Annotated in this window: 7 protein-coding genes; 4 read left to right on the forward strand and 3 right to left on the reverse strand. The window is 60.5% G+C overall.

Annotated features, from left to right (window positions below):
- Positions 1-36: 36 nt before the first annotated feature.
- A complete protein-coding gene (locus tag CRD60_RS04335; protein ID WP_113860218.1) occupies positions 37-1590 on the reverse strand; it encodes an amino acid permease in 1554 nt (517 codons plus the stop codon).
- Positions 1591-1880: 290 nt separating this feature from the next.
- Here CRD60_RS04335 and CRD60_RS04340 point away from each other — a divergent pair, with 290 nt between their 5' ends.
- The 4 genes from CRD60_RS04340 to CRD60_RS04355 all read left to right on the forward strand — a co-directional run bounded on the left by CRD60_RS04340 (position 1881) and on the right by CRD60_RS04355 (position 7990).
- Entirely contained in the window at positions 1881-3494 is a 1614-nt protein-coding gene (locus tag CRD60_RS04340) for an amino acid permease (protein WP_113860075.1), read from the forward strand.
- Positions 3495-3629: 135 nt separating this feature from the next.
- Entirely contained in the window at positions 3630-4106 is a 477-nt protein-coding gene (locus CRD60_RS04345) for a MarR family winged helix-turn-helix transcriptional regulator (RefSeq protein ID WP_330848978.1), read from the forward strand.
- A 144-nt stretch (positions 4107-4250) separates the two neighbouring features.
- Positions 4251-6143, forward strand: coding sequence for an ABC transporter ATP-binding protein (locus tag CRD60_RS04350; RefSeq protein ID WP_113860077.1), 1893 nt, complete (start codon positions 4251-4253; stop codon positions 6141-6143).
- Positions 6144-6169: 26 nt separating this feature from the next.
- Positions 6170-7990, forward strand: coding sequence for an ABC transporter ATP-binding protein (locus tag CRD60_RS04355; RefSeq protein ID WP_113860078.1), 1821 nt, complete (start codon positions 6170-6172; stop codon positions 7988-7990).
- Between the two features lie 2188 nt (positions 7991-10178).
- On the opposite strand, the gene CRD60_RS04370 is transcribed toward CRD60_RS04355, so the two are convergent.
- Entirely contained in the window at positions 10179-12437 is a 2259-nt protein-coding gene (locus CRD60_RS04370; protein ID WP_113860081.1) for a YhgE/Pip domain-containing protein, read from the reverse strand.
- On the reverse strand, positions 12434-15331 hold the full coding sequence (locus CRD60_RS04375; RefSeq protein WP_113860082.1) for a YhgE/Pip domain-containing protein: 2898 nt from the start codon (positions 15329-15331) through the stop codon (positions 12434-12436). The genes CRD60_RS04370 and CRD60_RS04375 overlap by 4 nt, the downstream gene beginning before the upstream one ends.
- Positions 15332-15608 lie beyond the last annotated feature (277 nt).

Consider the following 15608-nt stretch of genomic DNA (forward strand, 5'->3'; position numbering starts at 1 on the left):
TCCCTGATGTAATGCTACCTAGGATCGCCGGGTTCGCTAGTGCCTTCGCCCCTCGGTCAGCTGGTAGATGATCAGGAGCAGGGCCACCCAGATGGGTCCGATGACCAGTGCCACGCGGTAGCTGGGAGAGAATGCCATGAGGACGGCCACCAGGACCATGAAGGTCAGCACCAGCCAGGGTGTGATCCGCGCGAAGGGCAGCTTGAACTGAATGCGGTCAAGGGCGGCCTGGCCGGTGAGTCCCTTGAAGGCTTCCGGCCCATGCCCCTGGGCCACGGACTTACGGAAATGCATCTGGGTGATCATCACCATGCCCCAATTGATGAAGGCGGCAATGGTAGTGATGCTCATCAGATAGGTGAAGGCGAACTCAGGCCACAGGAACACCACCACGACGGCCAGGGAAGTGATGACGGCCGAGGTCAGCACACCCGCCACCGGAACGCCACGCCGGTTGAGCTTGCCCAGGTAGGTCGGTGCGTTCCCCTGCTGGGCCAGGGAGTACAGCATGCGTGAGTTGGCGTAGAGGCCGGAGTTGTAGACGCTCATAACGGCGGTCAGGCAGACGAAGTTGAGAATGCCGGCGGCGGCATGGACCCCCACCGAATCGAAGATCTGCACAAAGGGGCTGGTCTTGCCGTCAATGGTGTTCCAAGGGACCACGGCCATGATGACACCCAGGGCGCCGATGTAGAAGACCAGGATTCTCCAGATGACGCTGTTGGTGGCCTTTGGAATCGTGGTGCGCGGCGAGGCCGTCTCCCCGGCGGTGATGCCGATCAGCTCCGTGCCTCCGAAGCTGAACATGACCACGCACAGGGCCATCAGCAGACCGGTCCACTGGCCGTCCGCACCCCGGCTGAGCAGACCCTTGGGCATGAAGCCGCCGTCAATGGTGAACCAGTTGGCAAAGGAGGGCCGTATGCCGGAGGCCGTGGGCAGATTGAGCAGGATGACGGCCAGCCCGCCAATGATCATGGCAATCACGGCAACGATTTTGATGATGGCGAACCAGAACTCGAACTCACCGAACTTGCTGACCCCCAAGAGGTTGGCGCAGGTGATGGCCACCAGGAACACGGCAGCCGACACCCAGGTGGGAATGGCCGGGAACCAGTAGTTGACAAAGGAGCCGACCACGGCGAGCTCCACCATGGAGACCAGCACGTAGTTGAACCAGTAGTTCCAGCCGGAGACGAAGCCCGCCCTCTTGGACCAGTAGCGGCTGGCATAGTAGCTGAAGGCACCGGCCTGCGGGTCCTCCACGCTCATCTCGCTCAGGGCACGCACCACCATGAAGATGACCAGGCCCCCAATCAGGTAGGCCAGGAGGATGCTGGGGCCGGCCAAGGCGATGGATTCGCTTGAGCCGTAGAAGAGCCCCGTACCGATGGCCCCGCCCAGGGCGATCAACTGTATATGGCGGTTTTTCAAGGATCTGCGGAGGGTGGCTGGTACCGGTACGTCGTCCGTGTGGTGAGCCGTGGGTGCCGGGGCGGAAGCGGCCTGCCAGCTGGCGTCGTGTTTGCCAATGGCTTGCCGGCGCTCGCTGTCTTCCGTCTTCTGTGGGGTCGTTTCCCTGGTTCCCATGGTCTGTCCTTCTCGTTGGGTGCCGCCCATCCATTCCATATGATTCATATGATTTCGGTTCGGCTTGTTCCATCCTAACGGTTCAGGTGTGCTGGCTGGGCCTACCGACTGACAGGTGGGCCGGCGTCCGTCGAGGCGTTGTCCCTATAGTGGGATTGGCCCAGAGGCCTGGAATGCGGGAAGGGTAGTCTTGGAGTTCGCAACATATGAGCCGTGGCTGGAGGCAAGTGGGGACCGCAGCTGCGGGGTGGCAAAGATTGGAAGGTGATGTAGTGACGACCGGCAATCGCATGAACGGTGGCAGGACGACCGGAAACACGGACCAGGGGAGCGGCCGGCAGACCGCCGCTGCTGGGGCCGGGACTGGTGCTGCTGCTGCGGCCGGGCCTTCCACAAGCTCTGGCAGTGCCCTGCCGGATGGCGATGGCGTCAATCTTGAATCGGTCGAATCCCTGGATCAGAGCAACGACCTGGACCGTGGGCTGAGCAAACGCCATGTCCAGTTCATCGCCATCGGCGGCACCATTGGCACCGGGCTCTTCCTGGGCTCCGGTAAGTCCATTGGCCTGACCGGCCCGTCCATCGTTCTGGTTTACATAGCCGTCGGCCTCATCATGTTCATTCTCATGCGGGCTATCGGTGAGCTCATGTACCACGATCCCAGCCAGCATACCTTCATCAACTTCGTGGCCCGTTATCTGGGCGGTGGCTGGGGGCATTTCGCCGGCTGGTCCTATTGGATTGTCCTCATCCTGATCGGCCTGACGGAGATTACGGCCGTGGGCACTTACTGCGTCACCTTCTTCGATACCTTCGGCATAGATGTCAGCTCTTGGAAGTGGCTCATAGAGCTCTGCTTCCTGGCGGTTCTGGTCCTGATCAACCTCATAGCGGTCAAGGCCTTCGGAGAGGCCGAATTCTGGTTTTCCATGATCAAGATCACCCTGATTGTGGCCATGATCGTCACGGCTCTGGTCATGGTGGCGGTCGGCTACCACTACCCGGCTGTGCAGATTCATGGTGTGGATGCTCCTTCGCCTGCGGGTCATGCCGGCTTTTCCAATATTCTCAACGGATTCTCCCTGGCTCCCAACGGGTGGATGTCCTTTCTGATGAGCTTCCAGATGGTCTTTTTCGCCTACGAGATGATTGAGTTCGTGGGCGTCACCGTCTCGGAGACGCAAAATCCCCGCGATGTCCTGCCCAAGGCCATCAACGAGATCATCGTCCGTGTCCTCATCTTCTACGTGGGCGCTTTGCTGGCCATCATGCTGATTGTGCCCTGGCAGTCCTTCAAACCCAATAAGGACGGTTCATTCACCTCGCCCTTCATCATGGTCTTCCAGTATGCGGGGCTGAACTGGGCTTCGGGACTCGTCTTCTTCGTGGTCATCACCGCCGCCGCCTCGGCCCTGAACTCCCTGCTTTATTCGGCCGGCCGTCACCTCTTCCAGCTTGCGGAGGTCTCCAAGTCGCCGATTTTGGGTAAGCTCGGCGTGGTCTCGGAGCGCAAGATCCCGGCGCGGGCCATCATCGTCTCTGCCCTGCTGATTCTGCTGGCCCCGGCCATCAACGCCCTGCCCCAGGTCTCCACGGCTTTTGTGCTCTTCTCCTCGGCATCAAGCGCAGTGATGATCTTCATCTATATCTTGGTCATGATCGCCCATAGGCGTTACCGGGCGTCCGACGATTTCAACGCCGATGGCTTTGTCCTGCCAGCCTACAAATTCACGGGTTCCGTGGCCATCGTCTTCTTCGTGTTTATCTACCTCACCCTGTTCCTGGCTCCTGACACGCGCGGTTCGGCCATCGCCGGCCTGCTCTGGCTGGTACTCTTCGGCGGGTACTGCCTTCTGGGCAACCGTAAGGCCAGTCAGGGAGGCTTGGTGAAACCCCACGCCTAGGTGTGATTTTGGAGCTTCGATGTCTGTTGCCCCCTTAAATACTTACGGTGTAAGATATTGCGTAGTGGGTAGTACTAGCGTGGAAGGTCCTTCATGGGGTTCGAGCAGGAATCACTCAATCGGTTGACGGCCATTATGAGTGGCAAACGTCTCATGCTGGATCATGTGTCCAAGGCCAGTAGGGGTGAGCATTTGGCCATGGCCTATCTGTCGCGGGCCGGTGTCTCCAATCCCTCCCAGCTGGCCCTTGCGCTCAAGGCCAGTTCCGGCCGGGTTTCCGCCATTCTCTCGTCCTTGGAGAAGAAGGGCTATATTACGCGGGACATTGATCCGGAGGACCGGCGCAACATTCTGGTCTCACTGACCGAATCTGGTCGTGAGCGTGCCGAGAAGGACATGGAGGTCGTCAGTGGCTCCATGCGGTGGGTCTTCGCTCAAATGGGGCGTCGGCGGTCCCATGACTTTTTGGACTTGCTGGATGAGTTCGTGACCTATATGTCGGTAGCTCGCCCGGGGGAGCCGTTGCCCACCGATAAGGAAGTTGCCGAGGCTTTCGCCCAGGCCAGGCAAGAGGCCGAGCATCCGTCTGATGGCATGTTTCCCCTCTGCTGAGGCGATTTTGGCCGAGCGGAACTTCCGCTCTCGGCATAAAGAACCCGAACCGCGTGTTATTGGGCGAGTCCTTTCCCTGAAGGGCATAATATCTAACACCGTAAGAAATTAATGGCGGTCAAGAAGCATAGGAAAGAAGGGCCGATGGTCCGCATCTGCAAATACCTCTCCAAAGCGGAGCTAGGACAGTTGCTGGTAGGTCTCATCTTTGTGGTGGGTCAGATTTGGTTTGATTTGAAGCTTCCTGACTACATGTCAGAGATCACCCAGCATGTCGAGACACCGGGCGGCACCATGGCTGACGTCTGGATCTCGGGAGGCAAGATGCTGGCCATCTCCATAGGCTCGGCCCTCTGCGCCGTGGCCACCAGCTATGTGACCGCCCGGGTGGGAGCCTCGTTGAGTCAGCGTCTGCGCTCCCTGGAGTTCCGCAAGGTCGAGTCCTTCGGGCTGGCGGAAATGAACCGCTTCTCCACAGCCAGCCTCATCACCCGTTCCACCAACGACATCACCCAGATTCAGATGTTCATCACCATGGGCCTCCTGCTCTTGGTCAAATCCCCAATCATGGCGGTCTGGGCCGTGTGCAAGATCGCGGGCAAGGGCTGGGACTGGACCCTGGCCACCGGCGTTGGCGTGGTCATACTGCTGGTCGGCGTCGGCATCATCATGATGCTGGTCATGCCCAAGTTCCGCTCCATGCAGCGCCTGACCGACAACATCAACCAGGTGGCCCGCGAGAACCTGACCGGCCTGCGGGTGGTCCGCGCCTACAACGCCGAGGACTACCAGGAGGCCAAGTTCACCAAGGCCAACAAGGAACTGACCGACACCCAGCTCTTCACCACCCGTACCATGTCGATCATGATGCCGCTGATGACCACCATCATGAACGGCCTCATGCTGGCTGTCTACTGGATCGGCGCGTATCTGATCAACGCAGCCGATGCCGCCGACAAGCTGACCCTCTTCTCCAACATGATCGTCTTCTCCAACTACGCCATGCAGGTGATCATGAGCTTCCTGATGATGAGTATGGTCTTCGTCCTCCTGCCCCGTGCGGACGTCTCCGCCCAGCGCGTCCTGGAGGTTCTGGACACCGAGCCCATCGTCAAGAACGGCGAACTCAGCGGGCCGGAGCTGGCCCAGGCCGAAGCCGCAGCCCAGTCCGGTACCGGCTCCCTGCCCAGCGGCCAGGTGGAGTTCAGAAACGTCTCCTTCGCCTACCCCGATTCCCGCGAACCCATGCTGGAGGGAGTCGATTTCAAGGCCGACCATGGCCAGACCGTGGCCTTCATCGGCTCTACCGGCTCCGGCAAGTCCTCCCTGATCAACCTGGTGCCACGCTTCTACGATGTGTCCCAGGGCCAGGTTCTGGTCGACGGCGTGGACGTGCGCAAGTATGACCTGAAGGCCCTGCGCGACAAGATCGGCTACGTTCCCCAGCAGTCCTTCCTCTTCAAGGGAACCGTGGAATCCAACGTCTCCTACGGTGACCAGCCGGGGGATAACGCGGATGTGGCCATGGCCGACACCTCCACTGCGGCAGGTCGCAAGGCCGAGGCCGCCATGCTGGCCGCCGATGCCAGCCGTCATCTGACCGACCAACAGCGGCAGAAGGTGGTTGAGTCCATAGGCGTCGCCCAAGCCAGCGAATTCGTCGACGGCATGGAAGGCGGCGCCCAGGCTGAGATCGCCCAGGCCGGCTCCAATGTGTCAGGTGGGCAGAAGCAGCGACTGTCCATAGCCCGGGCCGTCTACCGGCAGCCCGAGATTCTGATCTTCGACGATTCCTTCTCCGCCCTCGACTTCAAGACCGACCGGCAGGTGCGTGAGGCTCTGGCCGAGTACGCCAAGGACTCCACCAAACTGATTGTCGCCCAAAGGATCGGCACCATCATGGATGCCGACCGTATCGTGGTCCTTGACGACGGCAAGGTCGTCGGTCAGGGCACCCACCAGGAATTGCTGGCTAGCTGCCAGGTTTACCGTGAAATCGCCCAGTCGCAGCTGAGTGCCGCCGAGTTGGCCGACTGAGACCGGTTCGCGAAAGGAAGCATACTATGGCAAGACCAAATAGAGGCCCGGTCGAGAAGCCCAAGGACTTCGGTGGCAGCATGAGCCAACTTGTGGACTTCAGCCGCCGCTACATTCCCGTTGTCGTCATCGCCCTGATTCTGGGCGTCGTGGGTACCATCTGCCAGATCATCACACCCGACCGACTCAAGGACATGACCAATGAGATCGCCAAGGGCCTTCCCATGGTGGTCCATGGCAAGCCGATCCTGCGCTCGATCGACATGAACGCCCTCGGCCACCTGGCCCTGATACTGATCGGGCTGTACCTGGGCTACGCCCTGCTCGGGTACGTGCAGAGCCTGCTCCTGGCCACCATCACCCAGAAGACCGCCCAAGGTCTGCGGCAGGCCATTAGTGTCAAGATCAACAAGCTGCCCCTCAAGTACTTCGACAAGGTCTCCTACGGTGACGTGCTTTCCCGGATCACCAACGATGTGGACGCCATCGGCCAGACCCTGGGGCAATCCGTTGGGCCGCTGATCACCTCGATAACCCTCTTCATCGGCTCCCTGGTCATGATGTTCTACAACAGCGTCATCCTCACCTTCTGCGCCATCGGCATCTCCCTGCTGGGCATGGTCATCATGGTCTTGGTCATGATGGCGTCGCAGAAGTACTTCACCCAGCAACAGGTGGCCTTGGGCAACGTCAACGGACATGTTGAGGAAATGTACGCCGGCCATACCGTCGTCAAGGCCTACAACGGTGAAGCCGGTTCAATCCGCCGCTTTGAACGCTACAACGACGACCTCTATGTCTCCGGCTGGAAGAGCCAGTTCTTCTCCGGCCTGATGATGCCACTGATGAACATGGTCGGCAACCTTGGCTTCGTCACCGTCTGCGTGGTTGGTGCCGCGCTGGCCATGGACGGCAAGATCGAGTTCGGTGTGATCGTGGCCTTCATGATGTACATCCGTCTCTTCACCCAGCCCCTCAGCCAGTTCGCCCAGGCCTTCCAGAACCTCCAGCGCTGCGCCGCCGCCTCCGAGCGCGTCTTCGAGTTCCTTGACGAGCCCGAGATGGCCGACGAGTCCGATAAGCCCGCGCTGCTGGGTCAAGGCTCTCGTGTGCGTGGCGATGTGGACTTCAGTCACGTCAACTTCGGGTACGAACCCGGCAAACCGGTCATCCGCGACTTCTCGGCCTCGGTCAAGTCCGGCCAGAAGGTGGCCATCGTCGGGCCCACCGGCGCAGGCAAGACCACCCTGGTCAACCTGCTCATGCGCTTCTATGAGATTGACGGTGGCTCCATCTCCATTGACGGTGTCGATACCAAAACAGTGCCTCGCTGGAACGTTCACGACCAGTTCTCCATGGTCCTGCAGGACACCTGGGTCTTCCGCGGCACCGTGCGCGAGAACGTCGTCTACTCCAAGCGGGGTGTGACCGACGAGCAGGTGGTTGCCGCCTGCAAGGCCGTGGGACTGGACCACTTCATCTCCTCCCTGCCCCAGGGTTACGACACGGTCCTGGACGACAAGACCTCCCTGTCCCAGGGGCAGAAGCAGCTCCTGACCATCGCCCGAGCCATGGTTCAGGCCGCTCCGATCCTGATTCTGGACGAGGCCACATCCTCGGTCGACACCCGTACCGAGGAGCTGATTCAAAAGGCCATGGACGCCCTGACCGTGGGCCGCACCTCCTTCGTGATCGCCCACCGCCTCTCCACCATCAAGGACGCCGACATGATCCTGGTCGTCAACCATGGCGACGTAGTTGAACGTGGCACCCACGATGAGCTCCTGGCCAAGGGCGGCTTCTACGCCTCCCTCTACAACAGCCAGTTCACCCAAATCGACGGATGATTCCCGTCCAGCCCCCGCATCCGCCCTATACCACCCACTCCGTCCCCCCGCAGCCGCCCGCACACCCCGTGCCGGCGGCTGCCCCATATCCGTTCATCCCCCAATCCATCCAATCCCACCAGTTCGTCTTATCCGGCCTGTCCGCTATCCGTTTTATTCCCTTCCCCTCGTCATCCCCTCCCTCACTTATCCCCCTCACTTATCCTCCAATCCGGTTGGTCCGCCCCCCCCTCTCGTCCCCTATACCGTCAGTTCGTCTCATTCACATCCACTACTCACCTTTCTGGTTGGTCCGCCCCAGTTCATCCCCATCGTCTCGTTCTTCCCCCTCATTGATCTCCTCGATCATTTCCACCCCCTCCCCACTCATTTCCCAATCCGCTCGGTCCGCTTTCGCTCGTCTCTGTGCCCCCTCGTTCACCCCCTAATCCGGTTGATTCGCCCCGCTTATCCCCATACCTACCCAATCCCGTCAGACTGCCCCATCAGGTCTGTCCTTCCCATCCCACTTATCCCGCCTACCCATCGGTTGGACTCCTACTGTCCGAAATCCCTCAGGAGTTTGCTGCTATTAAGGAATATTGGACAGAATTTGCGATATTTTGTCCAATATTCCTCATAAGACCCTCCTCATTGAGGGATTTCGGACATAAGACAATTTGAGGCTGAGATTGGGCCTAATAGGATTAGTATTGGCTGGCCCTGATTCGCCTGACGGGTGGTCGGATGGGGTTGGACGGATCGGAGAGGACCGGGTTGGGGAGGAAAGAATCAGGGAGGATCGAATCGGGCGAGTCCGTGAGGAAAATGGGCCGGTGGGTGGGGGAGGACAGGAATAAGGAGGACGGAATCAGGGAGGACAGGGTCCGGCGGGTCAAAGATGACAGTGGGCAGGGAGGAGGTGGGGCAACCAACGTTGGGACTGCGCGGGAGGTGCTTGGCCCAGCGGAATCCCGCGACACACCGGCCGGCCAGACGTTCGACCACATAACCCGCACCATGGTTGGTCCAGTCGCACAGTATGTCAGTATTTTCACATGAAGAAGAACTCCACCCTGCGTGCGCTCCTGCATTCCGCGGCGGCTGAACAACGGTTTTGCGTCGGCAGCAATGCCCGCGAGTACAAGTGCCTGTATCGACAATACATGGCGGGAGCCATGGTCAGTCCCTATCCCAATGTGTACGCATCGGTTCACGCTGGAAGCAGCTGAATCCTATTGAACGAACCGTTTACACCGCCCGTACTCTGGCTATTGTGCACCCGCAGTGGATTTTTGCCGGGATGACCGCCGCCTCAATATATGGAATAGATCACCCCTGGTCCATGCACAGACAGCAGACCATACAGCTGGCAAGCGCGTATGCGGACGCCAAGTCCAGCAGCAGGTTGGAACGCATCTTTATTCCGCACCCCCGTGTGCGAACGGTTGCTGGGCTCCACGTGACAAGTCCGGCTCGAACATTGCTGGACTGCGGACTGCGGACTGCGGTATTCCTTCCCGGAGGCCTTGGGCTGCTTTGACTCAGCCTTGCGTCTCAGGCTCGTCGGCAAAAGAGCGATCGAGGAGGAATGCCGGACTGTCAGAGCCGACTGCGGCAGAATATTGCGATTGTTGTCATATGCCAGCGGGCTGAGTGAGAATGGCGGTGAGTCCTGGTGCCGTGGCTGCATTATTCAGGAGGGCTTTCAGCCGCCTCTGCTGCAGGTGGTCTTTCGTGACCCTCTTGATACGTCGAGGGTTATGAGGGCTGATTTTACTTGGCGACTTGGCGATGGGCGGACAGTTGTTCTTGAGTATGACGGTTTGGTCAAATTCCGCGCCAAGACTATGACGCGAGGCAGAAGCGTGGAGCACGTGGTCGATGACGAGAGGAGCCGGGAAAAGGCCCTGAGCCGGGCTGGTGTCAGCCTGGTAATCCGGACGAACTACAAGCAAGTAGGTGAACGAGACACACTTATTTCCAGCTTGCTGGAGGTGGGCATCCCCAGAAGGCCGGTAGCGCTATAGCGTTGACTTTGACGGCTGCCGGTAGCTGAGCAAGAGCTGACACCGGCAGAGTTGCAAGACACCGTCTCCTGTGACTGTTCTCAGTTGCTGATTTCGCATGCTGCCTAAGGCCGCCCGGGGACAGACCGGGGGCAGCCGGGGGGGGGGCAGCCAGCCCGGCCAGCCCCTCCCGGAGGCCGCTACTCCAGGACGCGGGTGGAGGCGGCCTTGGCGACGATGCGCTGGTTGAAGCGAACCAGGGGTTTGCGCAGCACCAGCCCCAGCAGGAGCATGGGCGGTACGAAAAGCAGGAGTTCGCCCATCTGTACCCAGTAGTCGTTCATGTATAGGCCCGCGATGGCTGAACGCATGGCCTCCACCGAGTGCGAGATCGGTAGGTAGGGGTTGAGCCGGTCGATGAATCCCGGCAGCACCTGCAGGGGGTAGGCGCCCCCAGACCCGGAAATCTGCATCACGAGGAATATGACTCCTATGGCCTTGCCGATATTGCCTAAGGAGACCACCAGGGTATATACCAGGAAGGCATATACCAGTCCGCTCACCCACCCATTGAGCATGAAGAGCCAGGGGTGCTCGGCATGAACCCTTACGAACAGCAGGCTCCCGGCGCAGGAGAAGCTGCTCTGCAGAAGGGACAGGACAGCGAAGATCCCGAAGTGCCCAAAGAACAGCTGGTGGGGCTTGGGATCGCCCAGGGCCTTGCGGGTCTTGCGCGAAACGGTGGTCTTGAGTGTGACCGCCAGCAGCAGCGACCCCACCCATAGGGGAATGAAGGTGTAGAAGGGCGTCAGGGCCGTGCCGAAATTCTCCACGGGGAAGATGGCCTTGCGGTCCAGTTTGACCGGTGCGGCCAGGGTTGCGGCCAGAGTCTCTGGGTTGTCGCCCAGAACCTTGCGCACCTGGTCCATGTCTCCGCTGTTGAGCGCCGTCCTGAGTTTGCCGCTGAAATCAGCCAGTTTGCCGCTGGCCTTGCCCAGCAGCTCGCCGGTGGAGGTCAGGACGTCCCGGACCTTGTCCATGTCGCCCTTGGCGGTGCCGCTGGTCTTCCCCAGTTCGCCCAGGGTGCTCTTGAGCTGGGCGGATCCGGAGTCGATAAAGCCGGCGCTCTTGTCAAGGGTGGCTACAATCTGGTCTATCTGCGGCTTCAGGGTCTTGTTGAAGTCGCTGGAGATGCCGTCGATGTTGGCCTTGGCCTGGTTGGTCAGGTCCTTGATCTCCTGCCGCTGCTTCCGCTGGTCGCCGTCCTTGCCGGTCAGCCGGTCCGCGCTGCCGTTCAGGGAGTCCCGCAGGGCGCGCAGCTGGCCGATTACCCGGTCCAGGGCCTTGATGATGGGGTGGTTGGGGCTGAGTTTCAGCTTGCTGTCTATACTCACCGACCCGTTGGCGGTTCCCCCGCCTATGGTCCCGTGCTCCCCGCTGGTGCCGGCGTGGTCCTGCAGGCCGTTGGGGGAGACCAGGGCGTCGCGAATCTCCTGGTATTTGGCCGCCTGCTGGTCGATGAGTCCGGCCTGGTGGCGGATACTGTTTGCGGTGTCGTTGACGCTGGCGTTGGCGCTGTCAAAGGTCGCGTCGATGTTCTGCCCCACCGCTGTGAAGGATTCGCTGGACTGGTTCAGGGCGTTGGTGAGGCTGGAGGCTGTGGAGTTGAGGGCCCCGCTGATGTCTTGGACCCCCCTCTTGCCCTGTTTCAGGTCCTTGCCTGCCTTGTCCACGCTGTCGGAAACGCTGGAGATCAGCTGGTTTGATGAGTCCAGCAGCCCCGTGGCCCCATCGCTGAGGGTGCCGAAGCTCGTCAGCGTGCTTGAGGCCTGGTCAAGTTCCTTGGCGAAGTCGTCGATGTTGCCGGTGAAGTTGGTCAGTTGGGTCTTGGCCTCGGGTTTGCTGAGCTGGTCCAGGAGCTGGGAGGCTATGGATAGGGCCGTTCCGGTGATGGTCTTGGCGAACATCTCGTTGATCTGGGCCGAGACCTGGTCGGCTCCCTGACCGGTCACCTTGGGGGCCAGGGCGTTGAGTTTCTCGTTGGTGTAGTAGGTCAGCTTGCCATGGTGGATGTCCTGGGAGAAGAAGGTCATCATGTCTTTGCTGAAATCATGCGGAATCACTACGGCCGCATAGAATTTTCCTGACTTGGTCCCGTCAATGGCGTCATCTTCGCTGGTGAAGGTCCAGTCCAGTTGGCTGTTGGCCCGCAGCTCGTTGACGACCTGGTCGCCGACGGTGATCTTGATTGGTATCAGGTCGCTCTTGTAGCCCTTGTCGACGTTGGCGACGGCGAATTTCAGATTCTTGGTGTTGGAGAAGGGGTCCCAGCTGGCCGCCACGTTGAACCAGGTGAAGAGCCCGGGGATGACGATCAGGCCGATGGCGATGATGATGGAGACGACGTTGGAGGTCATGCGCCTCAGGTCGCCGGTGAAGAGTTTCCATATGGCCCTCATGCCTGCTCACCTCCCTGCTCTTGGTTCGTGTTCTCGCTGTGCCCCTTGGCCGGATCCTGACCGCTGCTTGTGGGCAGTTGCTCCGTATCCGGGCTGTAGGTTCCGGCTGAATCCGGTGGTGGTGGTCCCTGTATTCTCGAGCGCAGGGCTTCAAATCCGTCCTCTCGTATGGGCGGCAGCTGCTCCGTTCGGGCCGAGTCGACATTCCCGGCATCGGTGTGTGGCGAGCTTGCGCTGGTTCCATTAGCGGCCCTACTGGCTGCTTCCTTGGCCTCGCCACCCGAAGTGCTTGCACCGGTAGCGACAGCCAGTGCCTCGCCCAGGTTTCCGGCCCGCAGGCCATTGGCGATCCGCGACCGGGCCCGTGCCCTCTTCATCCGTGGCTTCTCGTAGGAGTACAGCATGCCCCGAATGGCCTCATCGTCCAGGGTCCCCAGCCGCACCTGCCTGGTCACATTGTCCCGCATCATCTCAATGGCCATCAGGAAGGCGATCATGATGAGAATCCAAACAATCCACACCGCCAAGGCCACCAGCATGGTGCCGGTGGTGAAGGAGAAGACGACGGCCAGGATCGCCGGCACGACAATACCGGCGACCAGGGCGATCCGCTTGAGCTTTGGGTAGAGCTGGGCGAAGTGGTTGGCCTTGCGTTCAATGATCTGCCGGTATTCGTCCCTGTCGGCCAGGAGGCTGATGGCCTGCGAGAGCCGGAATTCGTGGCTGATCTGCTGCACGGGTTCGCCCACTATCATGTCGCTTTCGGCGATCTGCCGGGCGAAGAGCAGGTTGAGGTTGTTCAACCGTGGCCGCCCCAGCAGCCCCAGCGTGAAGAAGAGCACGGCGAAGATCAGCAGCTTGCCCATGTCCATCAGCCAGTGGTTGCCGTAGAAGCCACCGATGGTCTCCCGTAGGGCGTTGATTGAGTAGGTGAAGGGGAAGAAGGGGTACATGTTCCGGAAGAAGGCCGGCATCATCTCGATGGGGTAGAGCCCTGAGGCTCCCGGAATCTGCAGGATCACCAGCACGATGCACAGGCCCTTGCCCACGTGCAGGAAGGTGGTTGACAGGGCATAGGTGATGGACAGGTACACCAGTGACGCCACCATGGCCGTCAGAGCGAAGACAGGCAGCGAGGCCGTCTGCACGCCGATCATGGACGATCCGATGGCCGTCACCAGCCCCTGGAGCGCGGCCATGGGGGCCAGCAGCAGCCAGCGTCCCCAGTAGCGCTCGCTCGGAGTCGGGTCGTCCAGCTCGTCGTCATCCACCTCCAGTTTCACGATCACCATGAGCATGAAGGCTCCCACCCACAGGGAAAGGTTTACGAAGAGCGGTGCCATGCCGGAACCGTAGGAGGCCACCGGGTAGACCAGCTTGGTGTCCAGCACTGTGGGGGAGAGCATGAAGTCGGCCACCATGGCCACGTCCAGCTTGCCGTCCTTGCCGAAGTACTTGCCCAAGGCATTGGAGCTGCCCAGGGCGGTCAGGTCGGTTGAGAGGGTGGCGAGCTTGTCCTGCATTTGCCGAAGGCCCGTATCGGTTGATTCCAACGACTTGATGGAGGCTGCGGCGGACTTGTCCAGCTGGTCCAACACCAGCTTGGTCTGGTCGATGAGGCTGCCTTGGCTGTTGAGCCCGGCCCCCAGGTTGGCGCTGGTGGACGAGAGGGTGGTCAGTCCGTTGTTGAGTTGGGGTAGGGCCCCGGAGATGATGTCCTTGCGGGCCTGGCCGGTGGCTGTGAGCGTGGTTTGGGTGGCGGTATTGATGGAATCGGCTGATGCGCCGGTGTTGCTGATGGTCGCGCCGGTGTCGGCGTTGAGCTTCTGCAGGTTGCTGATGGATTGGCCCAGGGTCTCGTTCTGCGCCTTGAGCTTGGCGATGATGTCGGCGCTGCCGGGCAGCCCCAGGTCCTCCAGGTCCTTGATGATCTGCGCGTTGGTGTCGTTGAGGTCCTGGACCTTGTTGACGGCGGCCCCCACGTCTCCATTGGCCACGGTCAGATGTGAGGTCAGGTCGGAGATGACCAGGTTGGCCTTGCCGCTGGCGTGCGAGAGTAAGGCTGAGCCTTGGTCCAGGTTGCTGGAGGTGGAGGCCACGAATCCGTTGATGCCATCCTGGGTCTGTCCCAGCACGTTGGCGGTTCCGGCCAGTCCTTGTGAGGCGCTGGCTTGCAGGTCCTGGGTGGTCTGCAGGGCCTGGCGCGCCTCCTGGGTCTTGTTGGGGATGTCGCCCAGCTGCCCTCTGAGGTCGTTGGTCAGGGAGCGGACCTTGCCGATGTTGTCCTGCACTGTCTTGAGGTCGGCCGCGGTTTCCCGGCTGGCTTCGTCGCTGGCGGCGTTGATGGTGTCCCCGGCTGTGTTCAGGGTCTTGGATACCACCTTGCTGACGGTTGAGACGAAGGTGTTGTTGACTTGCTGGTCAACGGTGTTGGCGCCGGTGTCGGTCACCTTGGTGGCTATGGCGTTGGCCTTCTCGTTGACGTAGTACTCCATTTGGGGCCGTTTTGAGTCCCCGGTGACCACCCCGGACAGGCGTTCGCTGAAATCCTTGGGTATGACGATGGCCGCGTAGCTTCTGCCGGATTCCACCTGCTCCATGGCCTCGCTGCGGTCCACGAACTGCCAGCCCAGCTGCTTGTTGCCCTTGAGCTGGCTGACGATCTGGTCTCCCAGGTTGACCTTTCCCATCAGTTTGTTGTTAGTGCCCTCGTCCTGGTTGGCTATGGCCACATGGATGTTGAGGGTGTTGCCGTAGGGGTCCCAGAAGCCGATGACGTTGAACCAAGCGTACAGGGGTGGTATGAAGATGAGTCCCAATATGATGATCCAGGCCGATGGCACCCGTAAGAGCCTGAGCACATCGCGTTTCACAATGGCGAACACGTTCCTCATGATTACCTAGATTCCCCTCGACTACTCTTCGCTACATCCGGCCGCATCGGGCGGTTCAGCAAGTCCGGTTGCCGCTGCCGGCCCAAGGTATTGACAGTTTGTCAATACCCTGCCATACCTGAGCATACTAGAGAGACCATAGTAGCCCTAGGCCTATAAGAATCACGCAGCTTCATCCGCCTGCCTTTGCTCGATCTGCCAGGGCTGCAATCGGCTTGATACAAGGGCTGCGTGCGGCTCTAGAGATTCTGTGAAAATCCAGGCCCTTCCCGACCAC

Source organism: Bifidobacterium aemilianum, assembly GCF_003315635.1.
Classification (GTDB): Bacteria; Actinomycetota; Actinomycetes; order Actinomycetales; family Bifidobacteriaceae; genus Bifidobacterium; species Bifidobacterium aemilianum.

Coding starts and splice junctions, on each gene's coding strand:
- CRD60_RS04335 (WP_113860218.1), bottom strand. CDS start 1,590: ATGGGAACCAGGGAAACGACCCCACAGAAGACGGAAGACAGCGAGCGC.
- CRD60_RS04340 (WP_113860075.1), top strand. CDS start 1,881: ATGAACGGTGGCAGGACGACCGGAAACACGGACCAGGGGAGCGGCCGG.
- CRD60_RS04345 (WP_330848978.1), top strand. CDS start 3,630: ATGAGTGGCAAACGTCTCATGCTGGATCATGTGTCCAAGGCCAGTAGG.
- CRD60_RS04350 (WP_113860077.1), top strand. CDS start 4,251: ATGGTCCGCATCTGCAAATACCTCTCCAAAGCGGAGCTAGGACAGTTG.
- CRD60_RS04355 (WP_113860078.1), top strand. CDS start 6,170: ATGGCAAGACCAAATAGAGGCCCGGTCGAGAAGCCCAAGGACTTCGGT.
- CRD60_RS04370 (WP_113860081.1), bottom strand. CDS start 12,437: ATGAGGGCCATATGGAAACTCTTCACCGGCGACCTGAGGCGCATGACC.
- CRD60_RS04375 (WP_113860082.1), bottom strand. CDS start 15,331: ATGAGGAACGTGTTCGCCATTGTGAAACGCGATGTGCTCAGGCTCTTA.